The 19754-nt window shown below is 38.2% G+C and carries 22 protein-coding genes and 1 pseudogene; 6 read left to right on the plus strand and 17 right to left on the minus strand.

The window, feature by feature from the left end; genetic code table 11:
* The first annotated feature begins 2 nt into the window (after window positions 1-2).
* A complete protein-coding gene (parC, locus tag NST09_RS09005; RefSeq protein WP_282833666.1) occupies window positions 3-2444 on the plus strand; it encodes a DNA topoisomerase IV subunit A in 2442 nt (813 codons plus the stop codon).
* A 53-nt stretch (window positions 2445-2497) separates the two neighbouring features.
* Here parC and NST09_RS09010 read toward each other — a convergent pair whose 3' ends face one another.
* The 3 genes from NST09_RS09010 to NST09_RS09020 all read right to left on the minus strand — a co-directional run bounded on the left by NST09_RS09010 (window position 2498) and on the right by NST09_RS09020 (window position 4368).
* Window positions 2498-2623 (minus strand): hypothetical protein, encoded by a 126-nt coding sequence (locus NST09_RS09010; protein WP_008343787.1) that lies wholly within the window; start codon window positions 2621-2623, stop codon window positions 2498-2500.
* A gap of 29 nt (window positions 2624-2652) precedes the next feature.
* Window positions 2653-3000: a hypothetical protein gene (locus NST09_RS09015; RefSeq protein ID WP_116306915.1), complete on the minus strand. Its 348-nt coding sequence runs from the start codon at window positions 2998-3000 to the stop codon at window positions 2653-2655.
* A gap of 195 nt (window positions 3001-3195) precedes the next feature.
* Entirely contained in the window at window positions 3196-4368 is a 1173-nt protein-coding gene (locus tag NST09_RS09020; RefSeq protein WP_342493525.1) for an MFS transporter, read from the minus strand.
* Window positions 4369-4445: 77 nt separating this feature from the next.
* On the opposite strand from NST09_RS09020, the gene NST09_RS09025 reads away from it, so the two are divergent.
* Together NST09_RS09025 and NST09_RS09030 are read left to right on the plus strand one after the other, a co-directional pair.
* A complete protein-coding gene (locus tag NST09_RS09025; protein WP_342493526.1) occupies window positions 4446-5606 on the plus strand; it encodes an isocitrate/isopropylmalate dehydrogenase family protein in 1161 nt (386 codons plus the stop codon).
* Window positions 5607-5608: 2 nt separating this feature from the next.
* Window positions 5609-5943: pseudogene (locus NST09_RS09030) on the plus strand (DapH/DapD/GlmU-related protein).
* Between the two features lie 390 nt (window positions 5944-6333).
* Here the strand turns inward: NST09_RS09030 and arsC are convergent.
* The 7 genes from arsC to NST09_RS09065 form a co-directional block, all read right to left on the minus strand.
* Window positions 6334-6753, minus strand: coding sequence for an arsenate reductase (thioredoxin) (gene arsC, locus NST09_RS09035; RefSeq protein ID WP_342493527.1), 420 nt, complete (start codon window positions 6751-6753; stop codon window positions 6334-6336).
* 14 nt (window positions 6754-6767) lie between these two features.
* Window positions 6768-8066: an arsenic transporter gene (locus tag NST09_RS09040; protein WP_342493528.1), complete on the minus strand. Its 1299-nt coding sequence runs from the start codon at window positions 8064-8066 to the stop codon at window positions 6768-6770.
* Window positions 8067-8078: 12 nt separating this feature from the next.
* On the minus strand, window positions 8079-8393 hold the full coding sequence (locus NST09_RS09045) for a metalloregulator ArsR/SmtB family transcription factor (protein ID WP_182489231.1): 315 nt from the start codon (window positions 8391-8393) through the stop codon (window positions 8079-8081).
* 728 nt (window positions 8394-9121) lie between these two features.
* Window positions 9122-9574 (minus strand): VOC family protein, encoded by a 453-nt coding sequence (locus NST09_RS09050; protein WP_017359572.1) that lies wholly within the window; start codon window positions 9572-9574, stop codon window positions 9122-9124.
* Window positions 9575-9775: 201 nt separating this feature from the next.
* Window positions 9776-10489, minus strand: coding sequence for a DsbA family oxidoreductase (locus NST09_RS09055; protein ID WP_060832367.1), 714 nt, complete (start codon window positions 10487-10489; stop codon window positions 9776-9778).
* Between the two features lie 125 nt (window positions 10490-10614).
* Window positions 10615-11235: an NAD(P)H-dependent oxidoreductase gene (locus tag NST09_RS09060; RefSeq protein ID WP_058337567.1), complete on the minus strand. Its 621-nt coding sequence runs from the start codon at window positions 11233-11235 to the stop codon at window positions 10615-10617.
* A gap of 127 nt (window positions 11236-11362) precedes the next feature.
* The gene (locus NST09_RS09065) at window positions 11363-12007 is read right to left on the minus strand and encodes an NAD(P)H-binding protein (protein ID WP_046343647.1); all 645 of its coding nucleotides are present in this window, start codon (window positions 12005-12007) and stop codon (window positions 11363-11365) included.
* Between the two features lie 225 nt (window positions 12008-12232).
* Between NST09_RS09065 and NST09_RS09070 the strand changes: the two genes are divergently transcribed.
* Complete coding sequence (locus NST09_RS09070; protein WP_035700966.1) at window positions 12233-12820, plus strand: TetR/AcrR family transcriptional regulator; 588 nt, start codon at window positions 12233-12235, stop codon at window positions 12818-12820.
* A 220-nt stretch (window positions 12821-13040) separates the two neighbouring features.
* Here the strand turns inward: NST09_RS09070 and NST09_RS09075 are convergent, their stop codons facing one another.
* On the minus strand, window positions 13041-13622 hold the full coding sequence (locus NST09_RS09075; protein WP_017359568.1) for an NAD(P)H-dependent oxidoreductase: 582 nt from the start codon (window positions 13620-13622) through the stop codon (window positions 13041-13043).
* 123 nt (window positions 13623-13745) lie between these two features.
* Here NST09_RS09075 and NST09_RS09080 point away from each other — a divergent pair, with 123 nt between their 5' ends.
* Entirely contained in the window at window positions 13746-14090 is a 345-nt protein-coding gene (locus NST09_RS09080) for a helix-turn-helix domain-containing protein (protein WP_017359567.1), read from the plus strand.
* Between the two features lie 395 nt (window positions 14091-14485).
* On the opposite strand, the gene NST09_RS09085 is transcribed toward NST09_RS09080, so the two are convergent.
* From NST09_RS09085 to NST09_RS09105, 5 genes are all read right to left on the minus strand, one after another.
* Window positions 14486-15589 carry a threonine synthase gene (locus tag NST09_RS09085; protein ID WP_342493529.1) on the minus strand — a complete coding sequence of 368 codons (1104 nt, stop codon included), beginning with the start codon at window positions 15587-15589 and terminating at the stop codon, window positions 14486-14488.
* A 72-nt stretch (window positions 15590-15661) separates the two neighbouring features.
* A complete protein-coding gene (locus NST09_RS09090; RefSeq protein WP_017367342.1) occupies window positions 15662-16036 on the minus strand; it encodes a RidA family protein in 375 nt (124 codons plus the stop codon).
* An 11-nt stretch (window positions 16037-16047) separates the two neighbouring features.
* Window positions 16048-16698: a PAS domain-containing protein gene (locus NST09_RS09095; RefSeq protein WP_017359563.1), complete on the minus strand. Its 651-nt coding sequence runs from the start codon at window positions 16696-16698 to the stop codon at window positions 16048-16050.
* Window positions 16699-16860: 162 nt separating this feature from the next.
* A complete protein-coding gene (locus NST09_RS09100) occupies window positions 16861-17520 on the minus strand; it encodes a TetR/AcrR family transcriptional regulator (RefSeq protein ID WP_342493549.1) in 660 nt (219 codons plus the stop codon).
* A 63-nt stretch (window positions 17521-17583) separates the two neighbouring features.
* Complete coding sequence (locus tag NST09_RS09105) at window positions 17584-18753, minus strand: NAD(P)/FAD-dependent oxidoreductase (protein WP_342493530.1); 1170 nt, start codon at window positions 18751-18753, stop codon at window positions 17584-17586.
* 256 nt (window positions 18754-19009) lie between these two features.
* Between NST09_RS09105 and NST09_RS09110 the strand changes: the two genes are divergently transcribed.
* The gene (locus tag NST09_RS09110; protein WP_017367345.1) at window positions 19010-19198 is read left to right on the plus strand and encodes a hypothetical protein; all 189 of its coding nucleotides are present in this window, start codon (window positions 19010-19012) and stop codon (window positions 19196-19198) included.
* Window positions 19199-19270: 72 nt separating this feature from the next.
* Here the strand turns inward: NST09_RS09110 and NST09_RS09115 are convergent, their stop codons facing one another.
* Entirely contained in the window at window positions 19271-19618 is a 348-nt protein-coding gene (locus tag NST09_RS09115) for a DoxX family protein (protein WP_076821624.1), read from the minus strand.
* Between the last annotated feature and the right edge of the window lie 136 nt (window positions 19619-19754).

The following is a 19754-nucleotide window of genomic DNA, read 5'->3' on the forward strand; positions in this document are numbered from 1 at the left end:
ACATGGCACAACAAGAACGATTTCATGATTTACCGTTAGAAGAAGTGATTGGGGACCGTTTTGGTCGCTATAGTAAATATATTATCCAAGATCGTGCACTTCCAGATGCACGTGATGGATTAAAGCCTGTACAACGAAGAATTTTATATGCGATGTATGCAGAAGGAAATACACAAGATAAAAACTTCCGTAAAGCTGCCAAAACAGTCGGTAACGTCATTGGTAACTATCATCCTCATGGTGATTCTTCTGTTTATGAAGCAATGGTGAGAATGAGCCAGGAATGGAAAGTGCGAAATGTGCTGATTGAGATGCATGGAAATAACGGGAGTATCGACGGAGATCCTCCTGCTGCCATGCGTTATACGGAAGCAAGGCTTTCTGCCATTGCTTCAGAGCTTTTAAAGGACCTCGACAAGGAGACAGTCGAATTTGTCGCGAACTTTGATGATACAAGCAAAGAGCCTGTTGTTTTACCAGCGATGTTTCCCAACCTTCTTGTGAACGGTTCAACAGGGATTTCAGCCGGTTATGCGACTGATATTCCACCGCACCATCTAGGAGAAGTGATTGATGGCGTGATTAAGCGAATCGAACAGCCGCATTGTACGGTTGAGGATTTAATGACAGTCATCAAAGGGCCAGATTTCCCAACAGGCGGGATCATTCAAGGTGTGGATGGTATTAAGAAGGCATATGAAACAGGAAAAGGAAAGATTATGATTCGCGGAAAAGCGGAGATTGAAACCATTCGTGGTGGACGTCAGCAAATCGTGATCACAGAAATTCCTTATGAAGTGAATAAAGCCAATCTTGTCAAAAAGATGGACGAGTTCCGCATTGAAAGAAAAGTAGAAGGAATTTCAGAAGTTCGGGATGAGACGGATCGTACCGGCCTTCGGATTGTTGTAGAGCTGAAAAAAGAAGCAGATGCGAATGGTGTCTTGAATTTCTTATATAAAAATTCTGATCTGCAAATCCCATATAACTTTAATATGGTCGCGATACATAACAGAAGACCGACTTTAATGACGCTTACAACTGTACTAGACGCTTACATTGCTCATCAAAAAGAAGTGGTGACGAACCGCTCAGCATACGAGCTTCGAAAAGCAAAAGAACGTCATCATATTGTAGATGGGTTAATTAAAGCTCTTTCCATTTTAGATGAAGTCATTGCGACGATCCGTTCGTCTAATGATAAGCGTGATGCGAAAAACAATTTGATGGAGAAATATGATTTTACAGAAGCTCAATCAGAAGCGATTGTTTCTCTCCAGTTATATCGTTTAACAAATACAGATATCACTCAACTAAGAGACGAAGCAAGAGAGCTTGACGTGCGAATTGCAGAGCTTGAAGACATTTTAGCGAATGAGAAAAAGCTGTTTAAAGTCATTACGAACAACTTGAAGAAGTTGAAAAAGACGTATGCTGATGAAAGACGATCTGTCATTGAGGAAAAAATTGAAGAAATTAAGATTAACCTTGAAGTGATGATCGCATCAGAGGACGTGTACGTCACAGTCACAAAAGATGGATACATCAAACGGACAAGCCAGCGTTCATATGCTGCATCAAACGGTAAGGACTTCGGTATGAAGGATACAGACCGACTGATTCACCAGTTTGAAATGAATACAACAGATGTTCTTCTGCTCTTTACGAATAAAGGGAGCTACATTTACTGTCCAGTTCATCAGTTGCCAGATATACGCTGGAAAGACATGGGGCAGCATATTACGAATATTATTTCGATTGATCGCGATGAATCCATTCAAAAAGCGATCCCAATTAAAGAATTCGATGAATCATCGTATCTCCTGTTCTTCACAAAAGGCGGTATGGTGAAGAAAACAGAGCTTCTCCAATATAAAGCGCAGCGTTATTCAAAACCGCTTGTCGCCTTGAATTTAAAAGGTGATGATGAACTTGTAGATGTTCATGTTACAACAGGTCAGCAAGAATTGTTTATTGCAACGAAAAATGGCTATGGATTATGGTTTGATGAAGAAGAAGTGAGTGTGGTCGGTCCGAGAGCGGCTGGTGTGAAAGGCATCAATTTGAAGGACGGAGACGAGGTGGTCTCTGGACAAATGATTGATCCGAAGAACAATGTGCTTGTTCTCACGACACAAAGAGGTGCTGTGAAGCGGATGAACCTCTCTGAATTTGATAAGACATCAAGAGCAAAACGTGGAGTGATCATGCTAAGAGAATTAAAGAAAAACCCTCACAGAATTGTTGCTGTGATTGCTGCTTCACTGCACGATACACTTGAGATTGATACGGAAAAGGGTGCCACGATCCCGCTCGATATTTCCACACTAAGGGCAAATGATCGTTATAGCAATGGATCGTTTATTTTAGATGAGGAAGAGCAGGGAGAAGTAACTCAAGTTCTTTTATCACCTGCTGCATCTGACCAAGATGACAATAAATAAGCAAAACGAAAACCCCCTGCGTAAGGCAGGGGGTTTTTTATGATGAGGTCAATTTAACTCTCGTGATTGCCAAACATGCTTGTGATGGCATGCACTACTTCAATTCCTTGGTAAACGAAAAGAGAAAGTGAAGTGACAGAGAACAGACCTAGAATGAATACTCTTAAGAAAAATAACATCGTGTAAAACCTCCCAATTTTTGTTTGATTTAAATGGTTGGGTTAACACGATCTACTCGGAAATTCGAAGACTGGTAGAACACTGCAAGTAAATGCTTCTTTTTCCGGTCAAATCGATCAGTATAAGTGATGCGTGCAAATCCAGCTGCCATACTGCCAATGACTAGCAGTGCTGTAAATGCCGCAAATACTGCGTTCACATGTTTTTGTTTCTTTTCATCGCCTGCTGTCTGAACGATTTTCATTTCATGTGATTCTTGATCAGCAACCACCTTTGCATGATGGTATACCTGAACGGAATGAGGCATTGAGAACAAATGAAAACTTGCAAGTGCTATGAATAAGACTGCTAATTTTAACAGCATATTTTTTTTCATTTTTCTCACCCCTTCCTGTTTATTTTCATGATCTTACCACGTTTTCAGTTATTTGAAAAGTCTTATTTTTTCACTTTCCCTCTTTAAAAAAGCGCTAAACATCAAGACATCTATAGGACTGTTTCACTTCATGAAAGGTTTCAATTTTATTTTTTAAATTTAAAAAAAGTACCGAGATCAAAGATCTGGCACTTTTCAAAAAGAATGTATTGATGTCGGTTTTGCAACAGCTTTTGTGAAGATTCCTGCAATACAAATGGCAAACAGAACAAAAATAAACGCATGAAGCAGTCCGACTTGATTGGCGAGCAGTCCTAAAACAGGGGGCCCTGATAGAGAGGCTGTATACCCAGATAAAGTGACGATACTGACACGTTTGACAGCATAGCGGCTATCATCACCAGCTGCTGAAATGGTCAGCGGGAAGCCTAAGGACGCGCCAAGTCCCCATAAAAAGATAGATATCATACACACGACGAGTGAAATCTTTAAAATCACCAAGAATAGTCCGGCGGCAGCAAATAAGATCGCGATTCTTAGCAATAACACCCTGCCAAAGCGATCAATGAAACGTCCGCTCAGTAATCTGCCACTAATCATCCCGCACAAAAATAATGCATAGATGACCGTACTCATTGAATGAGAAACCTGATAGCCATCAACCATTGCTAGTGGAATCCAATCATTTGCAGAACCTTCTACAAATGCGAGACATAAGGCAATCATCGCTAATGAGATCGTTCGTTTGTTCAGCCATGATGTTTGAGAAGCCTCAACTGATTCTGTCTGCGTCTCATCCTGATCTTTTCCTGTCCCGTGCGGAATAAACCGTGTACAAATCAGGATACTGAGAAAGAAAAGGAGTGCAATGGTGAGAAGGTGAATGAGGACAGACACACCTAAATAAATAAAGAGAATTCCGGCACCTGCACCAATTAACGTTCCAATACTGAAAGAAGCATGCAAAATCGGAAGGATCGTTCTCTTGATCTGATACTCAATCTCCGTTCCTTCTAAGTTCATGGCTACATTGCACATGCCTGAGCCTGAACCAAAAAGAAAAAGGCCAGCAGTGACAATTAGCGTAGAAGAGAGGGCGGCGCCGATTGCAAGGGTTGAGAATCCAATAAACATCAAAAAAGCGCTGACCACAATCGCCACTCGGCCGCCTTTTTTGCGAACGAATACATTGGACAGAATCAGCCCGACGATGGAACCTACAGATAGGCCGAGTAAAATGAGTCCCATTGTGCCTGTATCTGCTTGCAACAAATCTCTCACTTCTGGTGTTCTTGAAAACCAAGTGGAGATGGAGATCCCAGACATCGTAAAAATAACAATGATCGCTTTATACCACTTTAATTTCATCTAATCCCTCATATCTATGTAGTCATACAGAACAAATCTACTCGATTATAAAGGAGACTTCTTGATTCGTAAATAACATGAGGGAGGATCATCATGAAGAAAATATTCCAACTTCATCATTCTTTGATAGAATAAAGACAAAAGGGGCGATACATATGTCATATCGAATAGGTGTTTTAAAGGGAGACGGGATTGGACCGGAAATTGTTAATTCTAGTATGCGTATTTTTAAGACAGCGCTGTCACAGTTCAATGAACCATTTGTGGAATTTGTAGAGTGTCCTATCGGTGCTGAAGCCATTCATTCTCATCAAGATCCAGTGCCAGCTTCTACGATAGCCGCCTTGAAAAAATGCCATGGCTGGATATTAGGACCTCATGATTCAGCTTCATATCCTGATCAATTGAAAGAAAGAAGAAATCCAAGTGGAGAACTGCGTCATACATTTGATTTATTTGCAAATATTCGTCCATCGCAATCGCTACCAGGTGTGAAAAGCGTTGCCAGTGGCGTCGACCTTGTCATTTTTCGAGAAAATACAGAAGGCTTTTATCCAGACCGGAATATGTATCAGGGGACAGGAGAGTGGATGATTACACCAGATGTCGCCATATCTACAGGTGTGTTTACAAAAAAAGCAATTACCCGTATTGCCCAAGCGGCCTTTCAACGTGCAGTGGAGAGGAGGGGGAAAGTCACCATTGTTCATAAAGCGAACGTGATCAAATTAGGATCTGGCTTGTTTTTACGAACATGTCAAGAGGTAGCGAAAGCATATCCGCAAGTAGAGGTTGAGGATATTCATATTGATGCGATGGCTGCCCATTTAGTGAGACGTGCAGGTGATTTTGATGTGATTGTGACAGAAAATATGTTTGGAGACATATTATCTGATCTTGCAGGGGAACTAGTCGGCAGTTTAGGAATGGCACCCTCATTAAATTGTAACGAAAATCAAGCGATGGCACAGGCGGCACATGGTTCAGCACCTGATATAGCTGGTCAAAATATCGCCAATCCAATGGGCATGATTTTTTCTACAGTGATGCTTTGTAACTGGCTACATGTGAAATATCAAGATGAAAGATTAAAACAGACAGCCAGTCTGATCGAACATACTCTTGATGAGGCCTTAAAAAAGAACTTGAAAACGAAGGATTTAGGAGGAAATGAGACGACACAATTCACCGAGGCATTCATTCAAACGATGAATGAAGTTTCAATAAAAGGGAGATGAACATGAAAACAGAAAAAGAAAAGATGATCAAGGGAGAATACTATCAGCCAAATGACCACACATTGATGGCAGATCGAGCAAAAGCGCGACAAATGTACATATATATACAGCTGGACATCCGTTAAATCCAGAAGAACGTCAAACAGGTATTGAATTCGGCAAACCAGTCACAATTGGACATCATGTGTGGATTGGCGGCGGCGCCATTATCAATCCAGGTGTGACAATCGGAGATCATGCTGTCATTGCATCAGGATCTGTTGTGACAAAAGATATTCCGGCAAATGTGATTGTTGGCGGGAATCCTGCAAAAATCTTAAAACATTTAGAGGAATGAAAATCTGACGAATCAACTGTTGGATTTTCATTTTTTGTTTTATCTCAATAAGATAAGTATACTTAATAATGAGACAAAGAAAATTCAATTGTTGTTTAACTTCCTAGAATATATATTATGTAAACTAGAAGAGTTCAAGTTTAAGTTTTGATATTATATTATAAATAACACCTCTCTTCCAACTCGTGTTTAGTAGCTCTTCTCCAGGTCGGCGCAAAGAGAACGTTCTTTGTAATGATTCGATTCGGCATTACAGAGAACGTTTTCTAAGCGCTAGCATAAATCTTATGAATGGTTATGTCTTATCTATTAATTAATGTAAAAAAAGAGAACCTTTGACTTGATCCTCTTTATTATTAGATTTTATATTCAATCGACTCAAACGCAGCACTATTTTCCAGTCTCAGCAAACTGTTTCAATCGATCTCCAATTTCATCTCTTACCCTTTGGAAAAATGCCCACTTCTCTTCTTCTGTTCCTTCTGCTTTTGCTGGATCATCAAAGCCCCAATGGACACGTTCGACATGAGGAGGAGTCATCGGACATTTATCAGCTGCGTCACCGCATAATGTTACGACTAAGTCAGCGTGATGTAATATCTTCTGATCAATCAGGTGAGACGTTTGATGAGAAATATCAATCCCTATTTCTTTCATTGCTTTTACAACATTCGGATTTAATCCATGAGCTTCAATACCAGCGCTATAAACCTTCCACTCATCTCCAAGATGCTTTTTAGCCCAACCTTCAGCCATTTGACTGCGGCAAGAATTACCAGTACATAAAAAGTAAATTGTTTTCTTTGGCATGTTGATCGTCTCCTTTAATGTATAATCAATAGCCAGAAATACAAAGCTAAAAGTGTAATGAATAGTGTTGGTACAGTTAAAATGACCCCTATTTTGAAATATGTCCCCCAGGAAATCTTCACACCTTTTTGAGAAAGGACATGGAGCCATAGAAGTGTTGCTAAGGAGCCAATGGGCGTAATTTTTGGGCCTAAATCAGAACCAATGACATTTGCGTATATTAACGCTTCTCTCATCATTCCTTGTGTATCGGTGCCGGATATGGCCAATGCATCGATCATGACCGTCGGCATATTATTCATGACAGATGAAAGAATCGCTGCGATAAATCCCATACCAAGAATCCCTGCTAATAAACCTTGATCTGCTACAGCTTGAATCACGCTTGAAAGAGCATCAGTAAGCCCTGCATTTCGCATGCTATAGACAACAACGTACATACCTATGGAAAAGAAAACGATCGCCCAGGGAGCTTCTTTTAGAACGCTTTTTGTTTGAACAGCAGGGCTTTTTTGTGCAATGACCAAGAATAAAATGGCAATCACACCAGCTATGACCGATACAGGTATAGATAAAAATTCGCTTGCAAAATAACCAATCAATAAAAAAGCTAATATATACCAAGATAATCTAAACATCTTTGGATCTTTTATTGCTTCACTTGGGTGTTTTAACTCATTCATATCATAGCGTTTAGGTATACTCTTTCTAAAGAAAAGGTACAGTACAGTGATACTCGCAAGCAACGAAAAAAGGTTTGGAACCACCATTCTTGATGCATATTCAATAAACGTAATGTTAAAATAGTCGGCTGTTACAATGTTCACCAAATTACTTACGACAAGAGGGAGCGACGTTGTATCTGCAATAAACCCACTCGCGATAATAAAAGGGAATACAATTTTTTCATTGAAGTGTAATGCTCTGACCATGGCTAAAACAATGGGTGTCAAAATAAGTGCTGCACCATCGTTTGCAAATAAAGCAGCGACGATTGCACCAAGGATGGTCACATACATAAACATACGCAACCCACTGCCTTTTGCAGCTTTTGCCATATGCAATGCTGCCCATTCAAAAAAGCCGATTCGATCAAGGATGAGTGAAATGACGATAATGGCGACAAAAGCTAAAGTCGCATTCCAAACGATGCCTGTCACGGTGATCACATCGTCAACATTCACAACACCTACGATTAATGCTAAAATGGCCCCTCCACATGCGGACCACCCTATGGATAGATTTCTTGGCTGCCAAATAACCAATACCAAAGTGAACAAAAATATGAGTAATGATAAAACGGCAAAACTCAAACCCATCCCTCCTTACGAACAAGAAATGTTTGTTGCGTTCTGTTGTATTCTTTTTAAAAGGTCATCTTCTTTATTAATTTGATTTAAGATCATACGAATCGTCTCAAATTCTGGACACAGTGTATTAATTGAATAATAACGCCACTGCCCTTTTCTGTTCTCATTGACAAATCCAGCTTTTTTTAATTTTCGTAGATGCTGACTAATAGCTGGTTGACTCATTTCGAACATATCTACCAGTTCACACACACAATATTCTTTCTCCAAAAACAATTTCATCATGATCAGTCTTGTTTGATCACTGAGTGTTTTTAAACAATTCGACATATGTGTCACACCAATTGAAACATCTGTAGTCACAATGATTCCCCCTCTTTTCAACTCCTTCAATAGTATATAACTGAAAACTTATATAATCAATTGATTATATGAATTCAAACAAAGATTCATTCGTGTGAAAATGATTGATTTAAATACCCACTTCTCTTCTTTAAATGAAACCACATAGTTATTTAAATAGCCCAGTCCTCCTAATTGGCAAAAAGGTGTTGATAAAAACAAAAGACAGAGGTCTTGTGCCTTTTATCATTCGAGTGAAATTAAATAATCAAGAAGAAAAAACTTACGAGCAAAGGCGGTTATACATGCCACTGGTACGTGGAAAAACCCTAACCCAATAAATGCTGAAGGGATTATGACAGAAAATGAACAATCGAATGGTATTCCTGATATTTTAAATCGCGATCTGACTCGGTATCAGAATTGCAGTAGTTGGCATTGGGCATTCTGCTGTTAACACTTTGCTCGAGCTGCCAAAGCTAAAGAGAGACATCAAAAAGCACAGAAATGATATGGATTTTAAGAAAGCAGGATATTAGTGAGGTATTAAGAGGAGAAAACAATGATCAATTGCCTGCAAGAGGTCAACTAGATGGAAAGGACCCTTCTTGGTGTCCTTTGATCAGAAGGAGAAAGAGGGTCCATTAATAAAGATACAGTTATTGTTTCAACTAATTAAAGGACCCTTGTTCTTGTCTTGGTACAAATTAGATAGGTCATAAAGGTTTTTGGGGTAATTCCATTATTTGAATCTCCATTCCCCATGAAGTTGTGATATAGAAAAATCCAAGAGGGCTCAGCTCTCTAACTTTAACATCAGACTGTTCTGCAAAATATTTTAAAGCCTCTTCTATATTGGTGACTGTAATAGCTAGATGGGCTACACCGATATCACTGGGTTTTAGGTGAACATTCTGTTGATCTGGCGTCGACCATTGAACCAGTTCAATCTTTCTACCGCCATATTGCAAAAATGCCGCCCCTTCTACAACTGAATGTTCGTGAACCCCAAAGTATCTTTTTAAACTATCGTCTTCAAACTGCATCCGTCCTGGCCGGAACAAGACTTCAAAACCCAAAATATGAGTGAAGAATTCAACTGCTACTTCGATATCGGGTACTACAAATCCTGAATGCTCGATTGTGCCTTGGAAAATTGTATTTTTCATATCGCTAAACCCCTTTGATTTTTTGGAAGTAAATGATTCATAATAAAGTGGTATTTAAAGCAGCTATATCACACGAGCACCAATTAGGTTCAATACAAGTCAAGTGATGTTGGCACTACTGCAAGATTTAGAACAACAATACCTGAGCCTTGAAATACTATAATATTCTTTTGTGATTTCTGAATCTTTTTTGAATATCCATTAAAATTTACATGTTCCATCTGAACAATCATCATCGAGCGACGACTCTAATTTATGCTCTTCAACCTTACGATTCGCGTACTCTTCTTTCCATACCTGTTGTAATGTTTCTAAAAACACTTCGCTAGGTTGTGCTCCTGAGATGACATATTTATCATTCACAACGTAAAAGGGCACGCCCTGAATCCCAATTTTTGATCCCTCGGCTCTATCAGCTGCAATATTCTCGCTATATTGATCATTTGCTAAAACATCCAAGGCTTCGTTGCCATCAAGACCTATTTCACTTGTAAGTTGAGCAAGTGTTGCGTGATCACCGATATCTAGTGAATCCGTGAAATGAGCTTTCAAAATACGCTCCATAAACTCCCGTATCTTCCCTTTCTCTTTTGCATAATAAGAAAGACGAAGTGCATCATATGAATTCGTAGGAATCATTGTATCAAATTGATAATCTAACCCAATCTCTTTTGCTTTCTGTTTCAATTGATTGTTTCTTGCTTTTGCTTTTTCATATGGAATACCATGCTTGGAAGATGCTACTTGATGGATATCCATTCCTGTATTTTTTTTCGCATATGGATCTAATTGAAAATGACGAAATAAGACTTCGACCTCTTCTTTATGTTCAAACTGTTCTAACCCTATTTCAAATTGACGTTTGCCAATATAACAAAACGGACAAACAAAATCAGACCAAATTTCTACTTTCATCATATGTTCCCCCTTTATGATTTTGATGAATGTATTTTGTCTATTCTTCTTTATTACGCTTTTGAACGTGCGAGGTGGGATGATGTTAATTAAAATCTTTTTAACTAATCCCACCAAAGCTTTTTTTAAAACGTTCGTGCTACCTCTTTTGCTTTTTCAATTGTTGAAGTAACAATTTCTTCTTCTTTAGTTGGATCATAGTCAATACCTTCAACAAAAATCGTTGGTTCCACTTCAATTCCTACAAACTTTAGCGCACCTCTTACGTAAGAATCAGAATGTTCCATTCCAATTGCCTGCGAATAAAATCCTCCCATTCCATGAATATGGATTGCTTTTTTCCCTTTCATCAATCCTTCTGGACCTTCTGATGTATATTTAAACGTTTTTCCAGCACTCATGATTGTATCAAAATAGGCTTTTAATAAAGGTTGGATTCCTAAATTCCACATTGAAGACTGAATGATGTATTTATCTGCTTCCATAAATTGCTTTGTGAATGCATTCACTGCTTCTATTTTTTGTGCTTCAACATCTGTTAGCACTTCCCCACTTCTTAACTTCTTTTGTCCAGTTAAAAAATCAGCATCGATTAATGGCACATTTGCATAATAGACATCTACTTCTATTATTTCATCTGTTGGATTTACTTCCTTATATTCATTGATAAATGCTCTAGCAACTTGCGTACTTCTTGATTGTTCCTCACTTTGAGGTGTTCCTTTAACAAATAATACTTTTGACATGATCATTTCCCCTTTATGATTTTGATTTTGAATACTTATAAAAAGAATTCACACGCAATGTTTTGGTATGACTCTAAATGATTCCTATAATTTCTGCTGAATCAACAACCTCATACAAAAAGCTGATTTAATCATTATAAACAATGGGCATTTTTCCGATTAATTGGTGTTGCCTAGCAGCGTCATACATGAGTTTAGCGACATTTTCCCTAGATACGGACATTTTAGCTGGCTGATCGCCGAATGAATAACCGTAAGATTGCCCGTTGTATTTGATATTAGGATTAATAATTCGAACGACTGTCCAATCCAGGTTCGATTGTTTAATCAGTTCTCCCATCTTCTTCATTTCGGCATAACCATTTGGCATGAGAAGTTTAGGCAATATTCTTGGCAATATCGTCGATAAGCTTTTCTTATCGTCTTCAGACTGCAAGGCTGGCGTCGCGAGTGTAATCAACCTTTTTTTTGTGAATTTCTTCATCGCTTTGACAATTCGGTTATGTCCGTCGGCGATCGGTGTACCCTTTTGTTTTCGAGACAAATCAATGCCGGGACCTAAGGTGCTTATCACGACATCAGCTTCTGAAACTGCCGTTTCAATAGCTGAAGTGTTCGTTAGTTCACCCTTTACAATGCGTAAATTCGAATGCTTTTGCTTGATTTTCTCAGGGTTTCTAACATATACCGTAACGAAATCTCCGTTTTCTAATGCAAACTGTGTTAAAAGTTGACCGATTGCACCAGTTGCACCAAAAATAGTGATGTTCATGGTCGTCTATCTCCTTTTGTTATTCAGAATGATCACAATGATTTCCTTGATCAAAAATCTTTCGTAATAACATGTGTTATTTAAGCAACGCGCGTTGTATAATTGATGATAAGATGAAAAAGAATAATAAACAATAACCAAAATAGCCAATATGTAGTTTACGCAACACTTCTAATGTATTGTCGTTTTTAGACAAGATGATGAACCCTAAAAGGAGAGGAAAAAATGATTATGCCTAAAAAAGATCCGAGAATACTTCGTACAAGACAATTGATTGTAGACTCTTTTCTTTCGTTAGCTAGTGAAAAAGATTTCAACCATATCACGGTACGTGATATCACAGAAAAGGCTACTATTAACCGGGCTACATTTTATGCGCACTTTGACGATAAATTTGATTTGTTACATTCTACAATCACCAATACATTTACAGACAAATTGAAAAAAAGACTCAATGATCACGATGGATTCAATGAAAAAGTCATTGCAAATATTTTTCTAGCCATGTGTGATCACCATAAAGAGATAAGCGACCTATGTCCCAAAGGTTATCATTCTTTAGGAACTATTATCGAAAGTAAAATTAAAGAGGAGTTACAGAAACTAATAGCTGATCTTATGCTAAAAGGAACTAAAAACATCATCGAATTAGAGGATAAACAAATGGTAACAACCCTATCTACTATGCTAAGTTGGGGGATATACGGAGCTGCATACACATGGAATAAGGATGGAAGACTTATTTCATCAGAAGAGCTAGTGACTAAGACCCTGCCTATCTTTAAAAATGGCATGAGTCAGTATTATCTTTAATGAAAATGATGTTAACAATCTGCTTGAGCCGGCAGTGCTATAAAAAATATTAAAAAAACACAGAAATGGTATGGGTTTAAATAATGGTGTATTTGGAGGAGTGCAAGAGGTCAATTAGGGGCAGGCACGATTTGTTGTTGCTTAAATGACAAAACTTCTACGACCTTCTCAATAAATTAAATCGGTCGTAGAAGATGGCCCTTATTTGTTGTACTGTAAATCAAATAATCTGGGATATTTCTTTTAAAAATTGCTTTCTCTTTTCATCTGTTGTTAAGTTCACTCTAGAAAAATGAATCCATTTCGTGGATTCATTTTTCAATCCCAAATCAGCTAGCGTTCTGTTAATAAAAACGCTTTGAATAGCATTTCCAGCTTCAGATTCAATATAATCCTTATCTGTTGTAGATGTTGAGATCACGGTTGTTTTTTTTATATTTGTCAATAAACCTTTCAAAGTACCAGTGTTTTGATCTTCAATGAATGCGAAACCGCTTAACATCACTTTATCAATAAATCCTTTTAACATAGCAGGTAGATCCCACCACCAGACTGGGAAAATAAATACCAATTCTGTTGACTGTTTTAATTTTTCTTGATAATCCTTCACTAATGAATAAGGCGTTTCTCCTTTATGAAAATGCTTTAATTCTTCAGCTGTAAACACAGGATTAAATCCATCTTTATATAAATCGATTACTTGAAACGGTTCTCTCTTTGTTTCTAATTTTTCTGTTATGGAAGTCAAAATGGCATGATTATAGCTTCCATCCCAAGGATGTGCATAGACAATCGTTTTCATTATTCATTCACCCTTTTTCTGAGTTTTGCATCATTTTTTGATGTACATTGATTTTATTGTATGCTATAACATACTACAAGTACGGTAATCAAAGTGCGATACTAACCCAAAGGAGAGTATAAAATGAATGAGGAGTCCTTCCAGACGAAAGCTGAGCTAAAAGATACTGGTTTTGGGTATACTTTGTCATTAATTGGTGGGAAATATAAAATGCCAGTTCTGTATGCTTTATATTCAAACGATGGTCCTGTTCGCTATAATCAGCTGAAACGTAAGCTCGGAACGATTTCTTTTAAAACATTAACCAATACACTAAAAGAGCTTGAGGCGGATCACTTAATTCATCGTAAAGAATATCCCCAAGTGCCTCCAAAAGTAGAATATAGTTTATCTGAAAAGGGTTTATCACTGATGCCTGTATTAGATGAGATATGCTATTGGGGAGAGGAACAAATGAAAAATAATTAGGTAGAGTGGAAAGAAAGCTACTACAGTTTAAACATGCTTTCTAAAGTAGCTTTCTTCTCATCTTATATCAATCCGATTGGCTCATTTTGTTGATGCGCTAACTCCATTTCTTCTGCCAGATAGAGAGCGTTCTTCTTATCTATATCATATCAGGCCAATTGTGGATCAGTTGACGTAATCTAACTGCAACAGTCTTACAAACATCTGGCATTAAGTAACTATCAGAATCCGAAAGATCCAGCAAAGGAATGATGTCATCTGTAAAGTTTTCAAAGGGGTATGTCCCCGCCAAATCCCTCCATTTCATTTAAATTCATTTCGCAAATATTACTCCTGATTGAACCTATAATAGGACAACGAGGCACGCAACGCTCTATTCTACCAGAGTCCTAAGGTTATTTTGATTTAATCCCTGCCCCACAAAGAGGTATGATAATGGTTTCTTCTGATTCCTTTTGATATTTCATGTAACCCGCAAAATTGATGGCAGATGTCACTTCGACATAAAATCCTTTCTCACTCAGTTTAGAGCGTGCATGTATAATTTCTTCTTCTTCAATATCAATAAACGTACCATTCGTCTTGTATACAGCTTCTAAAATTTGTTTAGAACGCGCTGGGGCAGCAATAGCGATCCCTTCTGCTACAGTCCCTTTATTTGTGACAGGTGATGCTGATTCTTCTTCATTTTGATAGGCTTTCACAAGGGGTGCGCAGTTTTTCGCTTGGACAGCAACAATTTTCGGTATTTTATGAATGAGACCATTTTCAAATAACTCTTTAAAGCCATAATACGCACCGAGCAGCAGAGTGCCGTTTCCAACCGGAATGATTAAAGCATCCGGTGCTCCTTTTAGTTGCTCATAGATTTCATAGGCGTATGTTTTTGTACCTTCGAAAAAATAAGGGTTATAGACATGGCTTGCATAAAAAACGTTTTCCTCGTCTACTGCCTTTTGGGCCGCAGCTGCAATGTCCTCTCGTGTACCATGAATTTCTTTAATCGTTGCTCCGTGGGCTTTTATTTGAGCAACTTTTTTAGGTGACGTTTGATCACTTAGATAGATGTCACAGGCAATACCACAACGCGCCGCATACGCAGCAATTGCCGTTCCTGCATTCCCGCTGCTATCAGCAATGACTTTTGTTACCCCTAATTCCTTAGCTTTTGTCATTAACACAGCTGCTCCACGGTCTTTAAATGATAGTGTCGGCATCATATAATCAACTTTTACATATGTGTTTGGCTCATTAGGATCTAGAACGATTAAAGGAGATTGGCCCTCGCCCATTGTCACAGTTTCCCACGTCTTAGAACCTTTTGGAAATGGCATGGTTTCAACATAACGCCATAATGAATTTGGATAGTGATCCCAAGCTGTGACGTCTATTTTCGGGGTATCTTTCACTAGATTGAATACTCCACCACAATCACATTTCCATAGAGTTGGTGTCATCTCATATTTTTCTCCGCAATGGTTACAAATTAATTGATTCATTCTTCATCTGCCCCTTTGAATATTTTTTTATATAAAATATAATTTTTTATATAGGGTGGTCAAAAAAATATTCTAAATATATGCAATGGCATCCATTTCAATTTTGAAACCAAAATGTAATTCATTCGTTGGTACAATCGTACGAGCTGGTTTATGTTCACCGAAAAATTCGGTATAAACCGCATCTACTTTGTCCCATAATTCAATATCTGAAATGTATAATGTCATGCGCAAAATCTTTTCTTTTTGACTTCCAGCAGCCTCTACAATCATCTCTACATTCTTAAGCGCTTGTAATGTCTCTTTTTCAATGGGGCCGAACTCTTTTTCTGTCGTTTCAGGATTGATGGCAAATTGTCCCGACACATAGACCGTGTTTTGATGAATGGTTGCGAATGCATAGTGTCCGTTTGATTTTAGATTTCCTACCTCGAGTATGCTTTCCATTTTGACACTCCTTACCTCGATTTATTTTTGATTTCATCCAAATAGCTATAGACGGTTACTTTGGAAATGCCTAACATAGATGCGACCTTCTCAACAGATCCTTTCATTAAAAAAATGCCCTTTTCATCCATGAATTTGATTAGTTCAATTTTTTCATGACGTTTCATAACTGGATGAACACTGTTTTGAATGATTTGTTGAATCAATTGATCTACTATTTCTTCCACATTTTCAAGATCATCATTTGATGTTGTTTCTTTTTCTTGAGCTTCCACTTGTGTAGAAAGAAAAGTATCCATAAATTGCTGCATTTGATTCAGTGCTTCAACATCAAAATTGATACAGAAAGCACCGATCACTTTTTGCTTTGAATCACGTATTAATGAAGTCGAAGAACGAATCGTACGCTTATCTTCTGTTACAAATGTATAACCAGCCAGATAATCTTCTTTAAAATCTTCTGATTGTAATACAGTCTTGACTAGATGATCAAATGATTGGCCGATTTCTCTTCCTGTCACATGGTTATTTACTGTAAACATGACAGATGCTTGAGGATTCGTTAAATCATGAATCACCACTTCACAATTTGGTCCAAACATTTTTGCAGTAGATTTTGCTAAAGGAATATAACTCTCTAATAACTTTTTAATATGTTCCATGCCTAAGCACCTCATTTTTTTATTCCACTAGATTATATAATTTTTTATATATAAAAACAATATATAGATTTATTTATATATTGTAATGCTCACAAGATCACAAATATGAAAATCACCACAAGCAAAAAGCAGCCATTGACTGCTTTTTGCTTGTGCTCCTTTCTAATTGTCTTCCTGCTGGATGCCATACAAAATGACGTCAATTCCCCATCGGAACCGTTCCATTGATACGGTATCACCTGCAAACATTTCTTCTTTTACACGATGAATGAAAGGAAACTGCGTTTTGTCTGCTTGAAGAAATGCTTTTTTTGTGTCTGAAATCTGTGAAGAGCCTTGTTTCTTCCAAGAGACCTTTTCGTATGCTACAGAAGATACGTATAACAGCAATAGGTCTACTCCCCATGCTGCGGATGTAGATTTGATCCCGCCTTCATGCAATGCAGCGAGAATACGTTCGGTCAACTGAAGAAAGTTCGTTCCTTGTGGAATGGTGGAAAGAGAAATTTCAGCGAGACCAGGTTTTTCGAATAGCAGGAGGAAATAAGTATGCAATAGGTCGAATAACTGTTCTTTCCATGTGCCATCCTCTGACTCTGGATAAACCATTTGTCCGAGACCATAATCCAATACGTAAGCACTGAGTTCTTGAACATTGTCCACGTAGACATACAAGGATGCAGGTCCCGTATCGAGTGCTTTAGCCACCTTACGCATACTCATGCCCTCTATCCCATGCTCCTTAAGAAGCTCATAGGCCGTTTTCACAATAAGCTCACGGCTTAAGGGTTCTTTAGCCGGCCGAGACCGGCGACTGATCATACGACGATTTGAATTGTTCATACTCTCTTTATAACATGTCAAAGTAAAATAGTAAATTGAGCATCAATCATCATCCTTTTGAAAAGAATTCATCATATCTGCAAACTTGACCGCAGCGTCTTTTGAAAAACACAGTTTTAAACTATTCTCCGATTCATGCGCTTTTTTCGATGAATATTCGTACATCATGTCTTCGTATTCTTCAATCGCCTTTTCAAAATGATGAGGATGCCGGACAATAGCAAGTGCTAGCTCCCTTGCATCAAACATCGCCATGTTCACACCCTCGCCTGCGAATGGTGACATGACATGAGCTGCATCACCGATAAGCGTTACTCCTTTATGACGATTCCATTTGAAACCGACAGGAAGCGTATAAATCCGTCTTGGAATGATGGCATCTTCTGCATAACGAATATAATTTTTCAGCTGATCGTCCCAATCACTAAATAACGCCAATAATTGTTCTTTTGCTTCTTTCGCTTGATGAAACGGAATACCACAAGTCTCGATCCAGTTGCGTTCTACCATAAGGCTTGCATACACTTTGATTCGTCCATCTCCGTTTAACTGCCCAATCAGTCCTTTGTGGTCTGCCAAAGCAAACATCTTACCTCGTTTATTAAATTCAGCTAAATCAGGGTGGTTCTCCTCTACGCTTAAGACATTCAGTTCTAGCATCGTGAGCCCAGAGTATTCAATCTCAATATCTGTTAACAGAGGACGCACACGAGAAAAAGCACCATCAGCCCCAATTAAAAGATCAACTGTCTCGACAACCCCGTTTTCAAAATGAAGCTCTGTCATACCACTTTCTAATGAAACGCATCTTTCTAGTTTATACCCATATTTGATGGTTTCAGCATCAATTTGTTCTAACAGTAGTTCACATAACACACCACGATCAATTTCCGGGCGAGTACCTGTTTGATCTGATTCCGTTTCTTCATCTAAATAAATTCTTCCTGATTTATCAAGTAATCGGAAATCTTCCCCTTCATAGCGGGCGTTCCTTTGAAATTTCTCATAAACTCCTGCTTCTTTTAAGGCTTTTTGACCTGTTTCTTCGTGAATATCCAGTGAGCCGCCTCGTTCAAGGCTCTTGTCATGCATCTCTCGTTCATAAATGGTTGTTTGTATACCGTAATTTTGCAAAATTAAGGCAAGTGTTAGTCCCCCAGGTCCTCCTCCGATGATAGCGATTTGCTTTTGATTCTTAGATAATGACGTCATCTTCTGCATCTCCTCATCCCTTTGTGGAAATCGTTTTAAATTCCATTTCATTTATATTATAACGAACATCGTTCGTAAAGAACAGTGTTCGTTTAAAATCGTTTGTTGTACGATTTTGTTTTCATGAAAAGAAACCCATCGCCCACCCTCATATGATACACTCCATCTAGGAAGGTTAAAGGTTGTCGAATCATAACAATGATACTTAGATCAGTAGGTCTCCAGTGTTCTCACTCTAAGTGTAAGGGGTGTTTCTATGAATAAATTGTTTGCCATGTTGATATTAGGATTAGGCTTTAGTGGTGCCGCACTTATTCTTTCTATCCCTTTGTTATTCAAAGTCAAACCAGAGCAAACTGAGCTGGTGTTTGCTGCTGGATCAGCGGGCGCTTTCGCAGTATTTGCTGTCTCATGCCTAGTGCTTCGAAAGCAATTCAATCGCTAAAAAACCTAAACAAAATCTACCGTCATGAACAGTGGAGATTTGTTTAGGTTTTTGTGGCTTTTTAATATGAATTTAAAGAATGTGGTATAAGCTGACACCGATACTGAGAGCGAATAAAACAAGTGCAGGGATTGCTTTTTTAAAGGGATCTTTGGCCAATACGATCAAAGTAAATGCAGCTGCCAGCATCGTACCTCCTAACAATAAGCCTGATAATAATGCTAATGTTGGGATCCATATGCCGGCTAGCATTCCAGCAGCGCCTATTAACTCAAGAGCCCCCGTTAAAATATTGAAAAATGCGGGTAAACCAAATCGTTTGAACTCTTCTGCCATTTTTCCAGATATGATTTTCGTTCCTGTGAGGAAAAAGAAAACGGCCAATACAATTTGTAGAATAAGAATGAAAATAGTGATCACATCTTTCTAAGTTATTTGACCAGAAAGGGTCGCTTAATGGACACCGGTTTCTGGGGCCATCTTGATAAAATCTCACTTCCCACTTCCACATTGAATGGATGGAATTTATATGTCATAGCATATATCATACAAAAAT

It is taken from the genome of Bacillus sp. FSL W7-1346 (genome assembly GCF_038593335.1).
In the GTDB taxonomy this organism is placed as follows: Bacteria; Bacillota; Bacilli; order Bacillales; family Bacillaceae; genus Bacillus; species Bacillus altitudinis.